Origin of the sequence: Chitinophaga sp. RCC_12 (assembly GCF_041360695.1) — a bacterium.
In the GTDB taxonomy this organism is placed as follows: domain Bacteria; phylum Bacteroidota; class Bacteroidia; order Chitinophagales; family Chitinophagaceae; genus Chitinophaga.
Window position 1 is genome coordinate 297,705 of the sequence record NZ_JBFUPS010000004.1, and the last position, 16,938, is coordinate 314,642.

Consider the following 16,938-nt stretch of genomic DNA (forward strand, 5'->3'; position numbering starts at 1 on the left):
CGGCTGTTTAACTCAAAATTACTGATCCATGAAAAACATTGTGCTCACAGGTTTGCTTGTTTTGCTGGTGCATGTTACCCATGCGCAGCAACAGCCACATTACACGCAGTATATCATGAATCCTTTCATCATCAACCCGGCATTGGCGGGTATTGAAAACTACTGGGACCTGCGCTTCAGTCACCGGCATCAGTGGGTAGGTATGAAAGGTGCACCGGTAACCACGTATATGACCCTGCAGGGGCCTTTGCGTAAATCGGATTACAGTACCGCGTCGCCTACCGGTTTTGACCCGGAAGGGAATAATCCCCGCGGAAAAGGCTACTGGCAGGATTACACCACGCCGCCTCCGCATCCCGGAGTAGGGCTCACTGTGCTGAACGACAAAACCGGTCCGCTTAACCGCTTTTCCATTACCGGAGCCTATGCGCATCATATTAATTTATCTCCCAGAACCAGCATCAGCGCAGGTATCGGTATAGGTATGCAGCAGGTAAGTCTGGATGCCAGCAGGGTGGAGTTTTTTGATCCTTCCGACCCGGTGCTGGGTACCAGCACTGGTATACTGAATAAATGGAAGCCGGAAGTGAACGCAGGACTGTGGCTGTACTCAGCGGATTATTTTGCCGGTATATCTGTGCAGAATATTATCCCGCAGCAAATCGGGTTCGACAATGGCAAAGTAGTGGGCGACTCTGTTTACAGCGGCAAACTGGTACCACATTTATTCTTTACAACCGGCTACCGGTTATGGATAAACGATGATCTGAATGTGATGCCGTCGGTAATGCTGAAAATGATCACCGCCATGCCATTCAGCGTGGATGTTAACGCCAGGTTTATGTACCGCGACCGGCTCTGGCTGGGGGCTTCTTACAGGATAAACGACGGGGTGGCTGCTATGTTTGGGGTCAACATCAGCTCGCAGTTTAACATTGGTTACTCTTACGACTATACGGCATCTTCCCTGAATACAGTAAGCCGGGGCACTCATGAAATCATGATCGGTTTCCTGCTGGGTAACAAGTATGGAGATACCTGTCCCCGTAACGTATGGTAACGGCTGTCAATTTTTTCATCTTTTCATTTAATAAATAAAAACAAAAACAAAAACAAAACAATTGTCATTATGAAACAGGTTACACGCTTTATGCCCTATGCATTGATCACTGCGGTTGTATTATTTTTTGCTGCCTGCTCCAAAGATGGAGATCAGGGTCCTGCTGGTCCTGCCGGCCCTGCTGGTCCAGGTGGTATCCCCGGAGCTACCGGTCCTAAAGGCGATTCAGGCGCCCCTGGTAGTGCGAATGTTATTTATTCCACCTGGAAGGATGTGGCCTTTGCGCCTGCAGATACCATCTTTAATCAGAATGGTACTATTAACACCATCATATATGGCGCCAGCCTGGATGCTCCGAAGTTAACAGCTCCCTTACTGGCCAATGCATCTATCAACGTATATATCAATCTCGGTACTGCTGCCAATTCTTTCGTACAAGCGTTACCGTATGTGGATGAATATGGTTACCTGGTAAGGTTTGTAGCCTCTGTCGGCGCCATCGACCTGCTTGCGAACGCACCTATCAGCACCACTGGTACGGATAAACGTTATCAATACAGGTATGTAATTATTCCAGGTGGCGTGTCTGCAAGATCTGCGGCAGGCATCGACTGGAATGATTACAGCCAGGTGAAAAAATATTTAAATCTCAAGGACTAGGTTGGCTAATACAACCACCAGTATATAAAAGGGCTGCCCTGTTCAGGGTGGCCCCCATTTGAAATCATTTATTGACCAAAATTTACGAAACCGTGTATGAACCCATATAGTGACCTTACGGATCAGGAGTTGATCCGCCTGTATATTTCAGGAAATAACCCGGCTTTTACCGCATTGGTATACCGCCATAAGAACAGGATCTTTACTACTATTGTTTTACTTGTGAGAGACAGAAGCCTGGCAGAGGATATCTTCCAGGAAGTATTTATAAAGATAGTGAACGCTTTACAATCGGGCCACTATGTTGATAACAGCCGGTTCCTGGCATGGGCGGTAAGGATTGCCCATAATGCATGTATCAGTCATTTCAGGAAAACCAATCAACGGCAAAGCACCATCGTTACCTACAACGATGACCTGGGCGATTATATGGAAGTTACGGAACACAGCCAGGAGTACCGTATGATCCGTGCAGAGGTGACCGAAGAAGTAAACAGGATGCTGGACCGCCTGCCCGGGCTGCAACGCGAAGCCCTGATCCTGCGGTATTACGCCGACCTGAGTTATAAGGAGATGGCGCAAACCATCGGTATCAGTATTAATACAGCGCTGGGAAGGGTACGGTATGCACTGATGAATTTAAGGAAACAGGCCGGGGTTGAAAACCTTGTGGCGGTATAATTCTGCGGGTTAAACTAAATGTTGAAAGCCGGGTGTTTTTCGTTAATTTCAGTCAGCCGGAATAACGAAAATACAACTCCCATGTATACCCGAAATAATCCCCAGGAACGTAAATTCCGCAGCAATGCCGATCACATAGCTGGCAGAAATGGTATCTCCCAAAATGCGCCTGTACAGAGAAAATTTATATATGAGGGTACTGAAGAAGAGCCCACCATCACTGATATGATAGCTTTTAATCCGGAACTGTTTGAGCAGCACTATGGCTTAATACAGGTCATGATGCGCGAATCCGAAATATATCCGCTGGAGAAAGGAAAGGAGAAGGAGGCTATTGAGCGTTACATTAGTGAATTTAAGAGTAAGGATAACGGAGGCCTGCCGAAGATCATCCATTTTATCTGGATAGGGGCTTCCATGCCTGGATCCGGGAAAACAAATGTACTTGCCTGGAAGAAAAGAAATCCCACTGCGAAGATCTGGTTATGGTCTGACAGCCGCTGGCGCGACCGGACTAACCTTATACAGAATGGTTTTGCAGATATGGCGGCCTGGGCAGGAGAGCATGAAATAACTATTAAGGATATCTCCGCTGATGCCAGCGTCTTTACAGAACATTATAAGAAGGAGGCAGGTTATATTAAAAGGGCACCCACTGATACAAATGATACTTGGACCAACTTTGGCACTGCGTCCGATCTGGCGCGTTACAGCATTCTCAGCAAGTATGGCGGCATCTATTCAGATAGCGATCTTGGTTTCAGGGAGAATACCGGGCAGCATGAATCGGGGAGTAGCTCCCCGCAGGCAGAACAGCCCGATATTTTTGAAGAAGTAAAAAAGAAGATCTATAAAACAGGCATGCTTACCCATAACAGGACAGAAGCAAAAAAGGCTGCCAATGACCTGATCGCAGCATTGCCTGGTGCGGAGAATATAGGACTTATTAACGCTAATGCGGAGAAGAAGCTGAATGCGCTATATGAAGACGGGGAGAGACTTAAAGAGTATCCTGACCTGGAGGGGGGATTGTTTAGCGCCCGGGGATTAGAAACAATGGGCTCCACCGGTCCGGAGGGAATGAGGGAAGCGTTAAGAACCAACAGCAGGACAAGAGGGGTTCCCGGTAGTATCCCTGTCGGAAATAGAAAGTATTTCAGTGAAGCAATGGAAAATAAAATATCAGCGGAGGACTTGTCTATTAAAGTCCCTTCGTTGGCGGTGGGCGATTTTGAAGGAAGTGATATGTCCTGGCTAAAGTAACGCCTATACAATCTTCCCGTCTTTCCCAAACTCCTTGCGGATGCCCGCCAACAGATCTTTTTGACGGATGGTTTTATCACCCCGTTTCAACGCCATCAGGCAGCTGTACCGCACTACGTTGATAATAGTGCCGCCGGTCATTTCGTATTTACGCGCAGTGTCTTCCAGGTTCACTTTATCTTCCAGCGCTATATGTGAAGGAAACGATTGTTCCCATATGCGTAACCGTTGCTCCGGACCTGGCATAGAGAAATAGATCATCGATTGAAAACGACGGGCGAAAGCTTCGTCGATATTGGCTTTCAGGTTAGTGGCCAGGATTACCACGCCCGGAAAATCTTCCACGCGCTGTAACAGGTAAGCCACTTCCTGGTTGGCGTAACGGTCGTTGGACGAAGATGTTTGTGTGCGTTTTCCAAACAACGCGTCTGCTTCATCAAAAAACAGAATCCACTGCTGGTTGATGGCCTTGTCAAACACCTGTGCTAGATTCTTTTCTGTTTCACCAATAAATTTTGATACCACCAGCGATAAGTCGATCCGGTATACATCCATGTTGAACGTTTTACCCAGCAGGCAGGCAGTGAGCGACTTCCCCGTTCCCGGCGGTCCGTAAAAAAGACTGCGGAAGCCAGGCTTTATTTTGTGGCTCATGCCCCAGTCGTGCAGCAGGGTGGTGCCATGTTCTATCCATGTCCGGATGTCTTCTACTTCTTCCATCGCATGCGGTTCCAGTACCAGGTCCTGCCACTCCATACCGGTTTCAATACGCTTGGCAGGAAACTGCGTATTATAATCAGGACGGTAGGAAACGCCTTCTGTAAACAGGCTGAGATACTCGGTAGACAAGCTCAGGGTGCCGCTTAGCAGCGGCTCATCGCCGGTGGGGTTGAGTTTAAGGATTTGATGTTTGGCAAAGAAATGATCGGGGCTGAAATACCGGATCATATTAAACCGTTGCTGCAATCCGTCCGCCGTCAGCAGGAATGCGGCTGTTTCCCCGGTTGGTAAAAAGCCGCCGTGCATCTGTCCCTTAATACCACCAAATTCTGTGAATCCCCTATCATAGGTGGCATTCTTCACAAAGAAAATGTCCAGCAACTGTGGCTGTATATGCGGGATCAGCGCGAGCAGCAGTATAATCCGCTCCGCATGCGACATGCCATAGTGTTTTATAATCTGTGCGTACACAGATGGATCTTCCGAGAGATCCGGTATTGGCGGGTATTCCACCACTGTTTGCTGGAAGTATTGTTGCATCCGTGCTTCCGTCAGTAGCCGGAACCATTCCAGTTCTTTCTCCAATGCAGCTGCATTGGCTGCTATTAACTGTATGCCCATTCTGTATATATTGTTTTTTCCATCCAGGGGGTCTTGATCATACCAATGCCCCACGGTAAGGTTTGAAGTATCATGTCGTAGCCCCGTTCTTCCACCCGCAGCCACCAGTCGTCATCTTTTTGCCATAGTGCGCCGTCGCGCTGCAGGAAGGCCGCCTGGAAACCTTCTACAGAGGAGTTGTTCATTTTCTCCCAGCGCTGGATTACTACTTTCAGCAGTTCCTCGCAGAGTTGTTTTTCCTCTGCGGTCAGCAGTATTTCTGCGGGCACCGGTTCTTCCAGTGGTAAGGCGCACAGTATTTTATTGAGTGCTAATTCATGTTCTGCATGTATTTCCTTTCCGTTTACCATATATTGGAGCAGGTGTACGGCGCGATGTTGTGCTTCCCGGTTTACAAATCCTTCGTCGTTCACCAGGCCGATCCGCTTGAAGCCAAACGGAATAAAAGGATGCAGTATGATTAGGCCGGCGTTACCGGTATAAATGGTATCCAATGGTTGCTTCTTCACTTTAGCCCAGCTGTCGGGCCCGTGAGGCGGTGTTTCCAACGGATGCGCCGTTGCCGTAGCGGTAGCCGGGTTTATTGTCCGGAGAAGGTCTTTTTCGTAGAGACTTTCCCGTAACAACGCCCGGTGACGGCTGGCTGTAATGTTTAATTGTGCTTCCTGCTGCAATACCGGCACTACATGCCGTATATGCGTGTACGATAGCAACGCTGGTTGTTGCGCGCTTTTTACCAGCTGGCTGACCAGTATTTCCGCAATACCCGGGGTGGTCGTATTCATAAAATCGAGGAAACGTGTAGCGTAGCTGCGCGCGTCATATACATGTATATGTGCGCCCAGCAATAACAAGTGAAACCGCCGGAATACCTGTTGCAGCTGTATTTTCTCCTGGCTGCCGGGAAGCAGTGATTCCAGCAGCTGTTGCAACTCGTGCAAGGCATCCGTGGTGTTGGCTGTCCAGCCGAGGGGAACATCCTGCACAATGTCAAGGAACGATTCTTCATCGAGGTGCTGCGCCATTTGTTCTATCAACGCCGGATGCTGCAGTATTTTACTGTAGAATAACCTGCGTTCCTGCCGGCTGCGTTGCTTATAAAACCTGACGGCCTTCCGCAGGTCGGTGATGCTGCCCTGGTGACTGTTACCGGCTGTTTCCTGTAACAGGAGCAGGCTGTCCTGTACCGCGTATATATCCAGCGTTTGCCGGATATGGCTGTCGGGTACCCCGGCATAAAAGGAGAACAACCCGTATATCTGCAGCCTGGCCGCCAGTTGCTGCCGGTAGCTGGTAAAGAGCTGATGAAGAATGGCAGGAGCGGCGTTGAATAAAAGGATCACGGCTGCTTTGATGATTTCGTTGGTTGCTGACAATGGCAACGAACCCAGTTTTTCAGGCAACCGGTAGCGTGTAAGGTATACCGTTAGTAGCTGCCGCGCCTCCTCCAGCACTTGCTGTTGCTGATGTTCAACGGTAATGGAAGGGTAGCGCTGCATACGCTGTAACAACGACCGGAAAGCCACCGCCGGTTGATAGATCCTGCTGCTGCTGCCTTCCGCAAAGAAGCTGCCTTCCGCGATGGTTTTCTCCAGCCAGGGTTGCAGCAACGCCTGTACCGGTTCAATATGCGGTTCCAGCTGAAGGAACAGCTCCTCTAGTTGCCGGAATAGTTGTGGTGAGGGGGTGATGCTCTCCTGCAATAGCTGCATGTGTTCTTCATGATATTCGTATAGCCATTGCAGTAACCTTGCCGCATAGGCTGAAGATGTATTACCCGCTGCCGGAGGCAATTGACCGGTGGAAAGGAATTGTTGCAGCCAGTGGGTGATTTCTTCCGGTGAGGCTGTTATCTGTGCGGGTAAGCGTTCTGCCTCCTGCAGGGAAAGAGCGGATGCAGGCATGGTCCATGCCTGCAAATCATTGGCCAGTACTGTATTCCCGGAAAGATGATTAATAACGGGTAGCAGCTGTTGTAGCAGGAAACGGATCATGTGCGGCGCTGCCACTGGCGTTTCCGACCATGCGGGCAGGAACAGGTGTTGCAGCAACACCTCTTTGCTGATCCGGCGGTAACGGGTGGCCGCAAGCGATTGCCAGATGGCTCGCAGGATAAACTGCTCCGGCGGCAGGGTGCTTACCGTCACAAATTGTTGTACGGCGGTTAACAGCGTATATACGTTGTCGTATACTTCCTCCGCGGCGGCGCTCATACCGCTGCTTTTCAGCAACCGGAAAAATACCGCGGGCTTTACGCCAGCCACCAGCCGGTACATAGCTGCCGGTAGGGTGGCGGCGTATTCGAGTATCGTCAGCGTTTGATCCGGATGCTGATCGGCGAGTTGTTCCAGTAAGCTGTTAAGGGAGTAGTGCGCATATATTTTTCCCCACCACGACATACTGCCATAGGTGAGCAGGTGCAGGATCACATCGCGGAGCAACAGCCGTCTTGTAAGCGTGTCCCCGGTAAAGGGCGCCGCAGCAATGGTGTCAGCTGCCCAGTTTTTTATCTCCCTTAAATACCCGGCTTTCTCTACCACCTCCTCATTCATTTGCATGAGTTCATTCCACCTGCCGGCAGCGGTTTGATGCTGTAATACCAGCTGCAGCATTTGTTTCAGGGAGGCGGCGGCACGGTAACCGGTATTGTTAAACATCAGTTGCAGGGACGCAGGTGTAACACCCGGCGCCCACCAGGGAATAGCGCCATATAGCAGATAATAGCGGAGTACATTGATTTGTTCCCCGGTATCTGCCATTAATTTTTTGTAAGATGGATCACCGCCGGCAACCAGTTTTCGTTGGGGCGCAACGGTTAGTTCGTTATAGAGGTCTTTGATATAGTTACCTAATCCCGTTTCTGGTAAGGAAGATTTGTAACGCCACAATGCTTCATAAAACAACTCCAGGATGGTTTCATAAGAAAGATTGAAATGCCCTGCCAGCTTCAGCAGGTTGCTGCGTACAAATTCTTTGCGGTTAAAGTTACTGCCCCGTTCCATAATGAGATAGGTGAGCATAAATAACCACACCGCTTTTTCCAGCTCACTGGTTTCTGTATGGAGTAATTGTTGCTGCTGTTGCAGCAACAGTATTTCCCGGCTGCCGGCAATAATAAACAAGGCTTCCGCCGGCTCCAGCACCTGTACGATAGCCTGTAATATATCAACGGAAAATTGCCACACGATTCGCTCCCGTACACTTTGAGTCCGGCCAAGGCTGCGGATAAAACCAGCCAGTTTCCCCGGGGAAGTTTTTGATAACTGTAAAATGATATCTCCCGGTTGCGCGCGTTCGGTAGTAGTGGCCCACCAGGGCATCACCCCCTGCAACAGGAAAAAGCTCATCAGTTCCAGCTGCCGGTCTTCGCCCTTCCTTATGGTAATATCCCCGCTAACGCCATGCTGTGTGCCTGCCTGTTGATGATACAGCAGGTCGGTAAGCGCCTGTTGCAAAGCAGCTAATATTTTCGTTGGCAGCTCGGCTTCCAGGTCTTTGAAAAGAATGGTCCCTATGTTCAGCACCAGCCCGTCGATAGAAGCCATCATGTCGGCCGGGATCAGTTGTTGCAGTAGATCATCCGTGCCATTGCTGATGCTTTGCCGGAAAAGCGTACTCACTTTATCCTGCAAGGCAAAAGCCCTGGACCTCGAATCGTAGGTGATATCAAAGCTGTATCGCCGGATGATGTGTGCTTCCATTTATACGGTAACTACATGTTGAGAAAATGCGGGATCTTTTACAATGAACGCCAGTAAAGCAGCGGTGGCAGATGGCCGGTCGCCTTCTCCGCGCATGGCTTTGAGCCAATCGAAATACCGGAATTCAAATGCCTGCATGGCGCTGATACCCAGCCAGTCGAAGTTCATGCGGAATTGTACGGGTGTATGTTCCCGGAACAATCCTTCGGTAAAATTCCTGAACTCCTTATACTGGAAGCGTGCCGGCCATGAAGGGAAAATAATGCTCATGCCGAATTTGAAGAAGGCTTCCTGCAACATTTCCGACTCACCGTGTTTTACATAAGGCACCACACGTACTTGCCGGTGCTGCCCGGTTTTCATTTGCCTGATGAGCAACAGCAGGTCCAACATGGTTTTTTCAACGGCAACCTTATGATCAGGAGACGTGAAATGTGCTGCTGTTAAAAGTTCCGGCGTATCGCCGCGATAGAAATATATTTTGTAATACTGCTGCAGCTGTTGCCAGCTGCCATAAGCATCCTGTTCATTCAGGGCTGCCGCCAGCGGGGCCACGTTTTCCAGCTGCGCTTCCCGCTCTTCAAGGGTCAGCCATTGTGCATGTTGCAGCAGTAGTTTATTGGACCTGCTGTAGATACGGAAACCAAAACTCTTGTCGGTGTAGGCGGGCTTCAGCAACAGGTGTTCCAGCAGGTAACATCCTTCCGAGTCTGTACTGATCTGTTTCAGGTGCCGGATCGTTTCTTTTTGTGCCTGCATAGCTTCTTCATGCGTGTTTTCCCGGGTCACCACCTGCCACAACGCATGTGCAGCCTGACGGTACACCAGCAGGTACACATCTTCTTCCCCGTCATATACAATGCGGTAATTGGTGGGATCCAGCCCGTAACGCAGCAGCGACACCGACTGACGGCCATAGTCATATTTCTTGCCGGTAATGATTTCGCCGGAAGTGCTTTCAGCGATGTTCACTTTCAGCAGTTCATCTTTCACTTTGTATTCCTTCACCAGGTGAACATGAATATGTGGCTCTGAAGGTTGACTCACGGATACTTTCCAGTTGCTGCTATCAAATACGGAGGTAAGCCGCTTTCTTTTTTCCAGGCGCACATGCAGCAGTTTATGCAGAATGGTTTCATAACCAGACAAACTCCCTTCGTTAAAAATATCTTCGCGGTAATTGAACGAGCGGTTGCGGTTAGCGCTGAGTGCAGGCAGGTCACGAAGGATGGATGCTTTCCACTCCAGCTCGGGGCTGATCCGGGAGAGAGGGGCATCGCGGTCATAAGTTTGTTCATAGAAAGTAACCGGGTATTTCAATAACACCAGGTTGAAGCGGGCCATCAGGTGATCCAGTATCGTGTTTTTACGTTGCTGGTATTCTTTATCCGGTTCTGCTGCTTCCTGCATATTTTTAATATAGGGGTTCCCGTTATCGTTGATGAAATCCTCCCAGGAGACAGGTGATTTCTGATGGGTAAATGCTTTCAGCAGTGAGGCCACATGCGGCACGTTGTACAGCGGCTGTGTAGCGTAGGTAGCAGCTGGCACCTGTTGCAGGAAAGGCGAAAACAGGTTGCCGATGTTGCTTAGCTGCGCGAGGTAGTTGGCCAGCAACTGTTCAAAAAAGAGCAGGTAAGCCTTTAGCTGTTTAGCCTGTGCCTGGCGGAGCGCGGGAGCATCTTTTTCGAGGCCTTCATGCCCGATGCCATAAATCGCCGGAAAGTGATGCTGAAGGGAATAGTACTGGCCTAAGTTGCGGTATATTCCTTTCAGCGGTTTGGGAGCTTCGGCGTTTTGATGACCTGTAAATTTCCTGCGGGCTACTGTTTTTACCTGCTCGTACATATTGAGGAAGCCGGCATCGCGGAGGTTGTATTCAAATTTGTCGCTCGATATTTTTATCTCGTGCTTGTCACTTATCATTTCCAGGTAAGGGTAGTGGCCTTCTTTGATCTGCACCGGTTTCGCCTGGAAGTTACCGTTTTCATCTGCCAGGTAAATAGCTTTTACTTTCATTACGCCGGGCACTTCTGATACACTTTTCATCAGGTCGGCCGGATCGGCGGTTTGCTTGCGGGGGTGCAGATCGCTGTTCGCCACGAAACCTTTTTTCAGCAAGGGGCCTGCATACATTTCTTCCGGTGTGTGGCCATTGATATACATTTCGGCAGCGGGCACAAATCTTACCGGCGGGTGCATCGTCATTTCAAAAGCATTGCACATCAGGGCGAGGATCTGCTGGGGCTCATGCCGGCTGTCAACAAAAATTTCGGCTTTGATGAAAATCTCCTGTGGTTGCAGCACGACTGCGGGTTCAAAGTCTTCCCCGATGTTCCGGTACGATTGCAGGAGATGATCTGTTTGCGCGGCCAGCTGCTGTACCTGGTCTGCATTGGCTTTCATGTTCTGGGCAATTGCATCTTCCACCTGTATAAATACCCGGTATACACCTTTTGTACATCCGGATGGATGGATGGTTTGTACGGGTTCAATCCATACATTTTCTATATCATCTATTTCATCCAGCACCAGTTTGCGGTAGTCGTTCACCGTCACAGGCGCAGAGGTAAGCATTTCTGCTCTCCGGAAAAAGGAGTGCTGCAAAGGATCAATGTCGCCCTTTTTATCTGCCAGTATTTCTTCTATCGGGAAAGCCGTGCGATATGCTGGATCAGTGATTGCATAGCATAGCTGTTGCAGGATGGTTACACCGGGATCATGCAGGTTGTAGTCGGTCCATTCGGTACCGGACAGCTCCTGCACGCGGGCAATGGCTTCCTTCATTAAAAGATCATAATCCATTGCGGGGGCAATGGATTTGTCTCTGTTGATCTGAACGGGACTATCGGACATATGAGCGCATTAATAGTAATATTCATCCGGCATAAACAGCTCGTCGCTCCATAGCCGGGTGATGTTATAAAAGATTTCCACACCATCGCCATAGTTGCTGTTGGAACGTAATTGCAGCGCGTAGTTATGCGTGGTGCCTTTCCAGCGCAGTTTGATCTTATTCCAGAAAAAGCCGTAGTGGGCGCAGCGCTGGCTGATCCGGTTATGTGATCCGCCGTATGCCGCGAGTGCCGTAGCGTGAAGCAATGCTACCCGGCCGGCGCCTTTCCGGCCGGTTCTGGCCATCACTTCAAAAGCCTGGCAATTATCCATCGATTCGAGAATGGGATGCCATTTGCCGTTTGCCGGAACGGCGCCTGTTTTGAAAGTGCCTACGCGTCCCTGCATACCTGCAAAGCCGTTGACATCCACTTTAAAACGGGGGTCGCTTTTTTTCCCGATCCCCAGGTTGCCGTTCATATGGAAAAAGAAGCTCTTCCCGGGGCCGGTCTGGTCATCTTCCCCGGTGCCGGGTTTCAGGCGAAGGGCAGGGAAGTCCTGTTCATCTTTTTCCATGCAGAAAAAAGGTTCCAGGTCATCAGTAGCGCGGTAAAAGGATACCAGCCGCTTGGAGTCGCCGAGCGTAGATACCAGCAAGCCATTGTCTTCATCTTTTGAAAAACCATCTTCCTGTTTATTGATGGTAGAATCTATCAGGTAGCCGAAGTGGTTTTCTGTTGGCATTACGCCGTTTCTGAAATATTGTTTGAGCTCATCCCGCCCGTATACTTTTTTACTTTGTTGCGTATCCATATATAAGCAATTTATTTTAAGAGATGAATAGTTACTGGTATGCCGGTCAGGGTGGAAGTATAGAGATGGTCAGCATCTCTTCGTCGGTTGCGTGATCCGGTCGTTGGTCCGTTGGCGTTATAACATGTTGGTCGTTGCCGATAATGAGTTCGCTGCTGATCTTCAACGCATCGATGCCCAACGGTTCCGGTTCTTTGTATTCGGGCGAGTGCAGCACAGTGATGAGGTGTTCTTTCGACGGGATCAGCACGGCTTGCGGCAAAGAAGGCGTAACCTGCTGAAGACCGCCTATGGCGGTATCTGTACAATAGGCCGTTACCATACCGGTATCTTCATCTTTTGTGTAATAAAAATGCACGAGGGAAAAACCGGTGATATATTCCACATAAGGCTGCCGGTTGATATAATTCAGTAACTCAGATTTGTATAACGTACTGCCTATCTTTAAATGGGAAGAAGGATCAAACAACCAGGGACAAAGATATTTCTGGATATCCAGCTGCAGCTGTTGCAGGTGGCTGTTCTGGTTGTTTTCAGATGGATCCCTGAACATGATGCTGCATACTACCTTCACACTTTCATACACCGGGTTACGGATCGATAAACGGACAAAGGGGGATATATGCTGTTGCATAAAGGTTTGAATGCGGCACAGGGTGTCCAGGTCTACTTTAGGTTCTACACTGATAAACAGGCCGCTGTCCGATTGGCGCGGAACCACCACGATGCTTACATCTTCGTCCCTGGCGCCGGGTAGCGCAGTGATGCATTTTACAATCAGTATCTCCGGAAAAGCTTCCAGTAATACCTGCGCAATATCCAGTGCAGTAACGGGCCGTTGCTTGTGCCGCAGTCTTTCACTCACCCGTGTATAGAATTTACTTTCGGGTTCTGTTTTACGGCCTCCGAAAGAAGGAAATAACTGCCAGATCGCCTGGATGGTGCGGATATCTTTCTTTGTTTTTTTTATCGTTAGTGGAGGAAGTGTTAATACTTTTTCGAGCGAACCGCCAATTCCTTCAAACACCCGCTCCACGGTTACTGCATTGGGAAAGATACCAATCACCCTCGGCGTGATGCATTCGTGGGAAGGCGTGGAAATCCTGATCCACCAGGTACCGGGTGTATGGATAGTGTTATTGGGATTGATACCGTAAGGAACACGGATCTTTACAATACCACTCCGCGAAAGGTTATTTGTATTGTCTGATAAAAGACACATGCTTTCAAAGGGATGCCATTTGTTATTTGCCAGGTAATGCCAGTTCAGCGGGGTGAGATTGGTAGTGGTGTCGGTGAAATATTTATCTTCCAGCTGAAACAACAGCGACAGCTCTTCTCCCGGTTTCAGTTCGTTAAAACCAATGTAGAGGTGACCGGCTTCGTTGAATACCGGAAGCAGGGAGAAGTCATTGGCGCCGTTGCCCGGATAAATGCCCTCATTCCCGAATACGCCCGCATGATGTATTTCCATGTTTTCGCCCGGTATGGCTACTTTTCCCGGCTTTAATGACTCGGAATGTTCCAGTGTATAGTTGACGGCAATGGCCTTTACCACCGGCACGTAAGGAAGCGACGGCAGCGGTTTTTTCCGCATCGGGTGTTTGGCGTTGTATAAAATTACTTCCGGAAAGATGAGTGTGTACAACAGATGCCCGAACGCTTCGGAGGGGGCCGACAACTCCAGCCTGACGGCGCCCTGTTTGTAAGCGGTTCCACCGCGCTTTACTTCCTTATCCATTTTCATCCCATTGGGGAAACTGATCTTGTTGAAGTCGGCGTCTTTAATCAATGATATATCGGCCAGGTACAAATCGCCTTCTTTATCGCGGCGCGTATCGAAAAGCCGGAACTGCTCCTGGTTGTCGCGTTCGGGCAGAAATACGCCGTTGTTAATACTGCTGAGGCCCACCCTGTAAGAGTTGTTGGTCATATTCCCCGGGTAGGCGGCGAAGTAACTATCGAACCCGTTTATATTTTTAGGAAGATCCAGCCATTCCAGTTTTATGCTGAAGTCTTTCGTATACTTATTAAAAACATTGCTGTTGGAGATATCGAGAAACGACCCTACTGCCGGCATGGGTCCGAATATTCTGAAGGAGCTGTATGCATTCAGTTCGCCGACGTTATTATCCAGCTTTACCGCCCGGAAGCCGGTTACTTTAGCCGTTACCGTTACCCGGTCCAGTACCAGTTGACGGAGAAAAGAGTAAGGATGGTGGAAGCTGTTATTGTTCAGCAATACTTTCAGCAGCGGCAATGCCGATGTAATATTATCGCCATGTACATCTGGGCTGAATACGGTGAAAGCGGCTTCACTGCTGCGCAGCAGGAAGTTGATGACAATAGCGTTATCTGCCTGCTCTGCCGCGCTGCACCGTACATTATAATGTTTAACAGGCGCCCAACCCGTGGGTGTGGTGTAGTATAGCAGGAATGCGGCAGACATCAGTTCACTGTTGATGATAGCGGCACTTCTGCCGGTAACGGCAGAAAAATTCTGCAGATATTTAATCAACTCCGTATAGCCGGCAGCGTTAAAATGCAATCTTACCTGTACAGATCGTGCACCTTCTGTAAGGTATAATGTGGGCGATCCGATCATAAAGCCGATCGAGGTATTCTCCATGGTGCGTACCGATTGCGACAGGTCGTGCTGATCTTCTCCCAGCAAAGGCCAGGTTACCGGCGGGGCGGTGAGGGCGGCAAAAGCCGCCGGTGGTATCACCGGGTGAGTAGCATGATAAATAGCTGCTTCGCAGATGTTATTTGTTTGCAGCGACCGCGCAGCGATCTGGAGGTAATTACTGATATACAGGGTGTGTATGGCGGTAATGGTGGTGGCATGTACCTTGAGGGGATCCCGCAGCCGGTATTGCAACGGTTCCTTCCTGGCGGCGCTGGGCGCAAGCACTATTTCTCCTTTATCCAGCGTGAGGCTGTTCACCTGCGGGGCGGGCGTGACCAGGATATGTACTTTGTCCGGTACCGCATGCAGGGGTTCCATCCCCAGTATGGTGCGGTAATAATAATCGAGATGCCGTTTGGGTATTTCGTTGATCTGGTCCTGCAGGTATTTATAAAGCTCCGTAAACGCCATTAGCAGCCCCATATGCGGCGTATGTTTCCGTTCCCGGAGCTGATTCTTCAGGTAGTAAGCGGAAGCGCTGGAAGTCTGGTAAAATTTCGTCCGCAGCGTATCGTAAATTTCGTTCAGCGAAAAAAATCCGCTGAAGATATCTTCGCTTTCGGTGATACTATTTGAAATGCCGGGGAACAGCGCCTGCAACCGCGCTGTGGTAGTGGCGCCGCGGAGGGTATGATGCCTGGCCGTTTCATAAGGAAACAATTGTTTTACCTGTAGTTCATACCGGTTTAACTTCATCGTTTCATCTTGCACCACCTGGATTACCTGTTCTATGTAATGCCGGATCACCTGCTGTTTATCCGAGAGGAATAATTTCTGCAAGTTATCCATGAGTTCAATGGCAATGTCGTAAAGCAGGGAGAAGAAGCCGGCGGTATGTTTAAAAAGACTGGCTTCATTTCCTGCTTTGCCCATCGCTTCCCGCAGGAAGAGATATTTTTCTTCATAGGCGGTGAACTGGAGGTTGGAGCAGGTGATGAGCATAATCACCAGGTCTGCCTGAAAAAATTCCTGCCAGTCGCCATCCGGCTGATCCTGGAAATTATAATAGTTAAACTGGCTGGCAAGTGCGGTCAGCTGCGCCAGCAGGTCAAAGGTACTTTTGTCGTCTACTTTTACATAGGCAGGTTGCAATGCATCCAGTTGCCGTTCCAACTGGCTGACGCCATCCTGTATATTTTCAAAGTAGTTATTCATCGCGTACTGATGTTGGTACCTTCCAGGAAGTAGAACGGATACACCAGGTTATGCCGGGTATTGGTAGAAATCACCGTATAGTTGATCTGAACGTACACAGTGCCGCTTTCCATTGTCTGGTCAACAATCTGGCAGTCCACCAGTTTGATCCGTGGTTCGTATTCCAGCAATGCATGATAGATGAGGTGGTTCAGTTCCCCGGAAAACCGGGAGTCTACTACTTCAAATACCATCTTGCGGATGTTACAGCCGAAATCCGGCAGCATGATGCGTTCGCCGGGAATGGTGCTGAGAATGATGCGGATGCTTTCTTCAATATCCGCCACATCAGACACCATGAGCACCGAGGCGTTGGGTTTGTCGAAGGAAGGAGGGAAGCTCCAGCCTGTTCCTAAAAATGATTTGATATCTTTTGCCATTGTTAACCTCCTATTAATACCGTTGGACATCCTAATGCAATTACGCCGCCGTGGGCGGTGGTGTCGCCCATACGTACCGCGGGCCTTCCGCCTATGAGTACGGTGAACGATCCCATGATGGCCGAATCAGGCGGTCCCACACAGGTACACAGGTCGCCCATTACGGAGGCGGGCATGCCGCCGATTAAAACGGTGGGCATACCCGGCCCTACTATGGGGCCACCCACATGCGGAATAGGGGGGAGTCCCGGTGTAATGAGCGGGCATACATGCATATCTGTGATCCTTGCGGCGGGTTGTCCCATAATTTATTTTTTATCG

At 49.6% G+C, this 16,938-nt stretch carries 11 protein-coding genes; 4 read left to right on the top strand and 7 right to left on the bottom strand.

Annotated features, from left to right (window positions below; genetic code table 11):
• The first annotated feature begins 28 nt into the window (after window positions 1-28).
• The 4 genes from AB6805_RS14370 to AB6805_RS14385 all read left to right on the top strand — a co-directional run bounded on the left by AB6805_RS14370 (window position 29) and on the right by AB6805_RS14385 (window position 3,664).
• On the top strand, window positions 29-1,060 hold the full coding sequence (locus AB6805_RS14370) for a type IX secretion system membrane protein PorP/SprF (RefSeq protein ID WP_370910119.1): 1,032 nt from the start codon (window positions 29-31) through the stop codon (window positions 1,058-1,060).
• A 69-nt stretch (window positions 1,061-1,129) separates the two neighbouring features.
• Window positions 1,130-1,720, top strand: a complete 591-nt coding sequence (locus AB6805_RS14375; protein ID WP_370910120.1) for a hypothetical protein — start codon at window positions 1,130-1,132, stop codon at window positions 1,718-1,720.
• Window positions 1,721-1,816: 96 nt separating this feature from the next.
• The gene (locus tag AB6805_RS14380; protein ID WP_370910121.1) at window positions 1,817-2,401 is read left to right on the top strand and encodes an RNA polymerase sigma factor; all 585 of its coding nucleotides are present in this window, start codon (window positions 1,817-1,819) and stop codon (window positions 2,399-2,401) included.
• Window positions 2,402-2,482: 81 nt separating this feature from the next.
• The gene (locus AB6805_RS14385; RefSeq protein ID WP_370910122.1) at window positions 2,483-3,664 is read left to right on the top strand and encodes a glycosyltransferase; all 1,182 of its coding nucleotides are present in this window, start codon (window positions 2,483-2,485) and stop codon (window positions 3,662-3,664) included.
• A 3-nt stretch (window positions 3,665-3,667) separates the two neighbouring features.
• Here the strand turns inward: AB6805_RS14385 and AB6805_RS14390 are convergent, their stop codons facing one another.
• The 7 genes from AB6805_RS14390 to AB6805_RS14420 are packed head-to-tail and all read right to left on the bottom strand — an operon-like array spanning window position 3,668 to window position 16,922.
• The gene (locus tag AB6805_RS14390) at window positions 3,668-5,005 is read right to left on the bottom strand and encodes an ATP-binding protein (RefSeq protein WP_370910123.1); all 1,338 of its coding nucleotides are present in this window, start codon (window positions 5,003-5,005) and stop codon (window positions 3,668-3,670) included.
• A complete protein-coding gene (locus AB6805_RS14395) occupies window positions 4,990-8,706 on the bottom strand; it encodes a contractile injection system tape measure protein (RefSeq protein WP_370910124.1) in 3,717 nt (1,238 codons plus the stop codon). Before AB6805_RS14395 ends, AB6805_RS14390 begins: the two co-directional genes overlap by 16 nt.
• Window positions 8,707-11,562, bottom strand: coding sequence for a hypothetical protein (locus AB6805_RS14400; RefSeq protein ID WP_370910125.1), 2,856 nt, complete (start codon window positions 11,560-11,562; stop codon window positions 8,707-8,709).
• Between the two features lie 9 nt (window positions 11,563-11,571).
• The gene (locus tag AB6805_RS14405) at window positions 11,572-12,354 is read right to left on the bottom strand and encodes a hypothetical protein (RefSeq protein ID WP_370910126.1); all 783 of its coding nucleotides are present in this window, start codon (window positions 12,352-12,354) and stop codon (window positions 11,572-11,574) included.
• Window positions 12,355-12,400: 46 nt separating this feature from the next.
• Complete coding sequence (locus AB6805_RS14410; RefSeq protein WP_370910127.1) at window positions 12,401-16,198, bottom strand: hypothetical protein; 3,798 nt, start codon at window positions 16,196-16,198, stop codon at window positions 12,401-12,403.
• The gene (locus tag AB6805_RS14415) at window positions 16,195-16,617 is read right to left on the bottom strand and encodes a GPW/gp25 family protein (protein ID WP_370910128.1); all 423 of its coding nucleotides are present in this window, start codon (window positions 16,615-16,617) and stop codon (window positions 16,195-16,197) included. Before AB6805_RS14415 ends, AB6805_RS14410 begins: the two co-directional genes overlap by 4 nt.
• A 2-nt stretch (window positions 16,618-16,619) precedes the next feature.
• The gene (locus tag AB6805_RS14420) at window positions 16,620-16,922 is read right to left on the bottom strand and encodes a PAAR domain-containing protein (protein ID WP_370910129.1); all 303 of its coding nucleotides are present in this window, start codon (window positions 16,920-16,922) and stop codon (window positions 16,620-16,622) included.
• Window positions 16,923-16,938 lie beyond the last annotated feature (16 nt).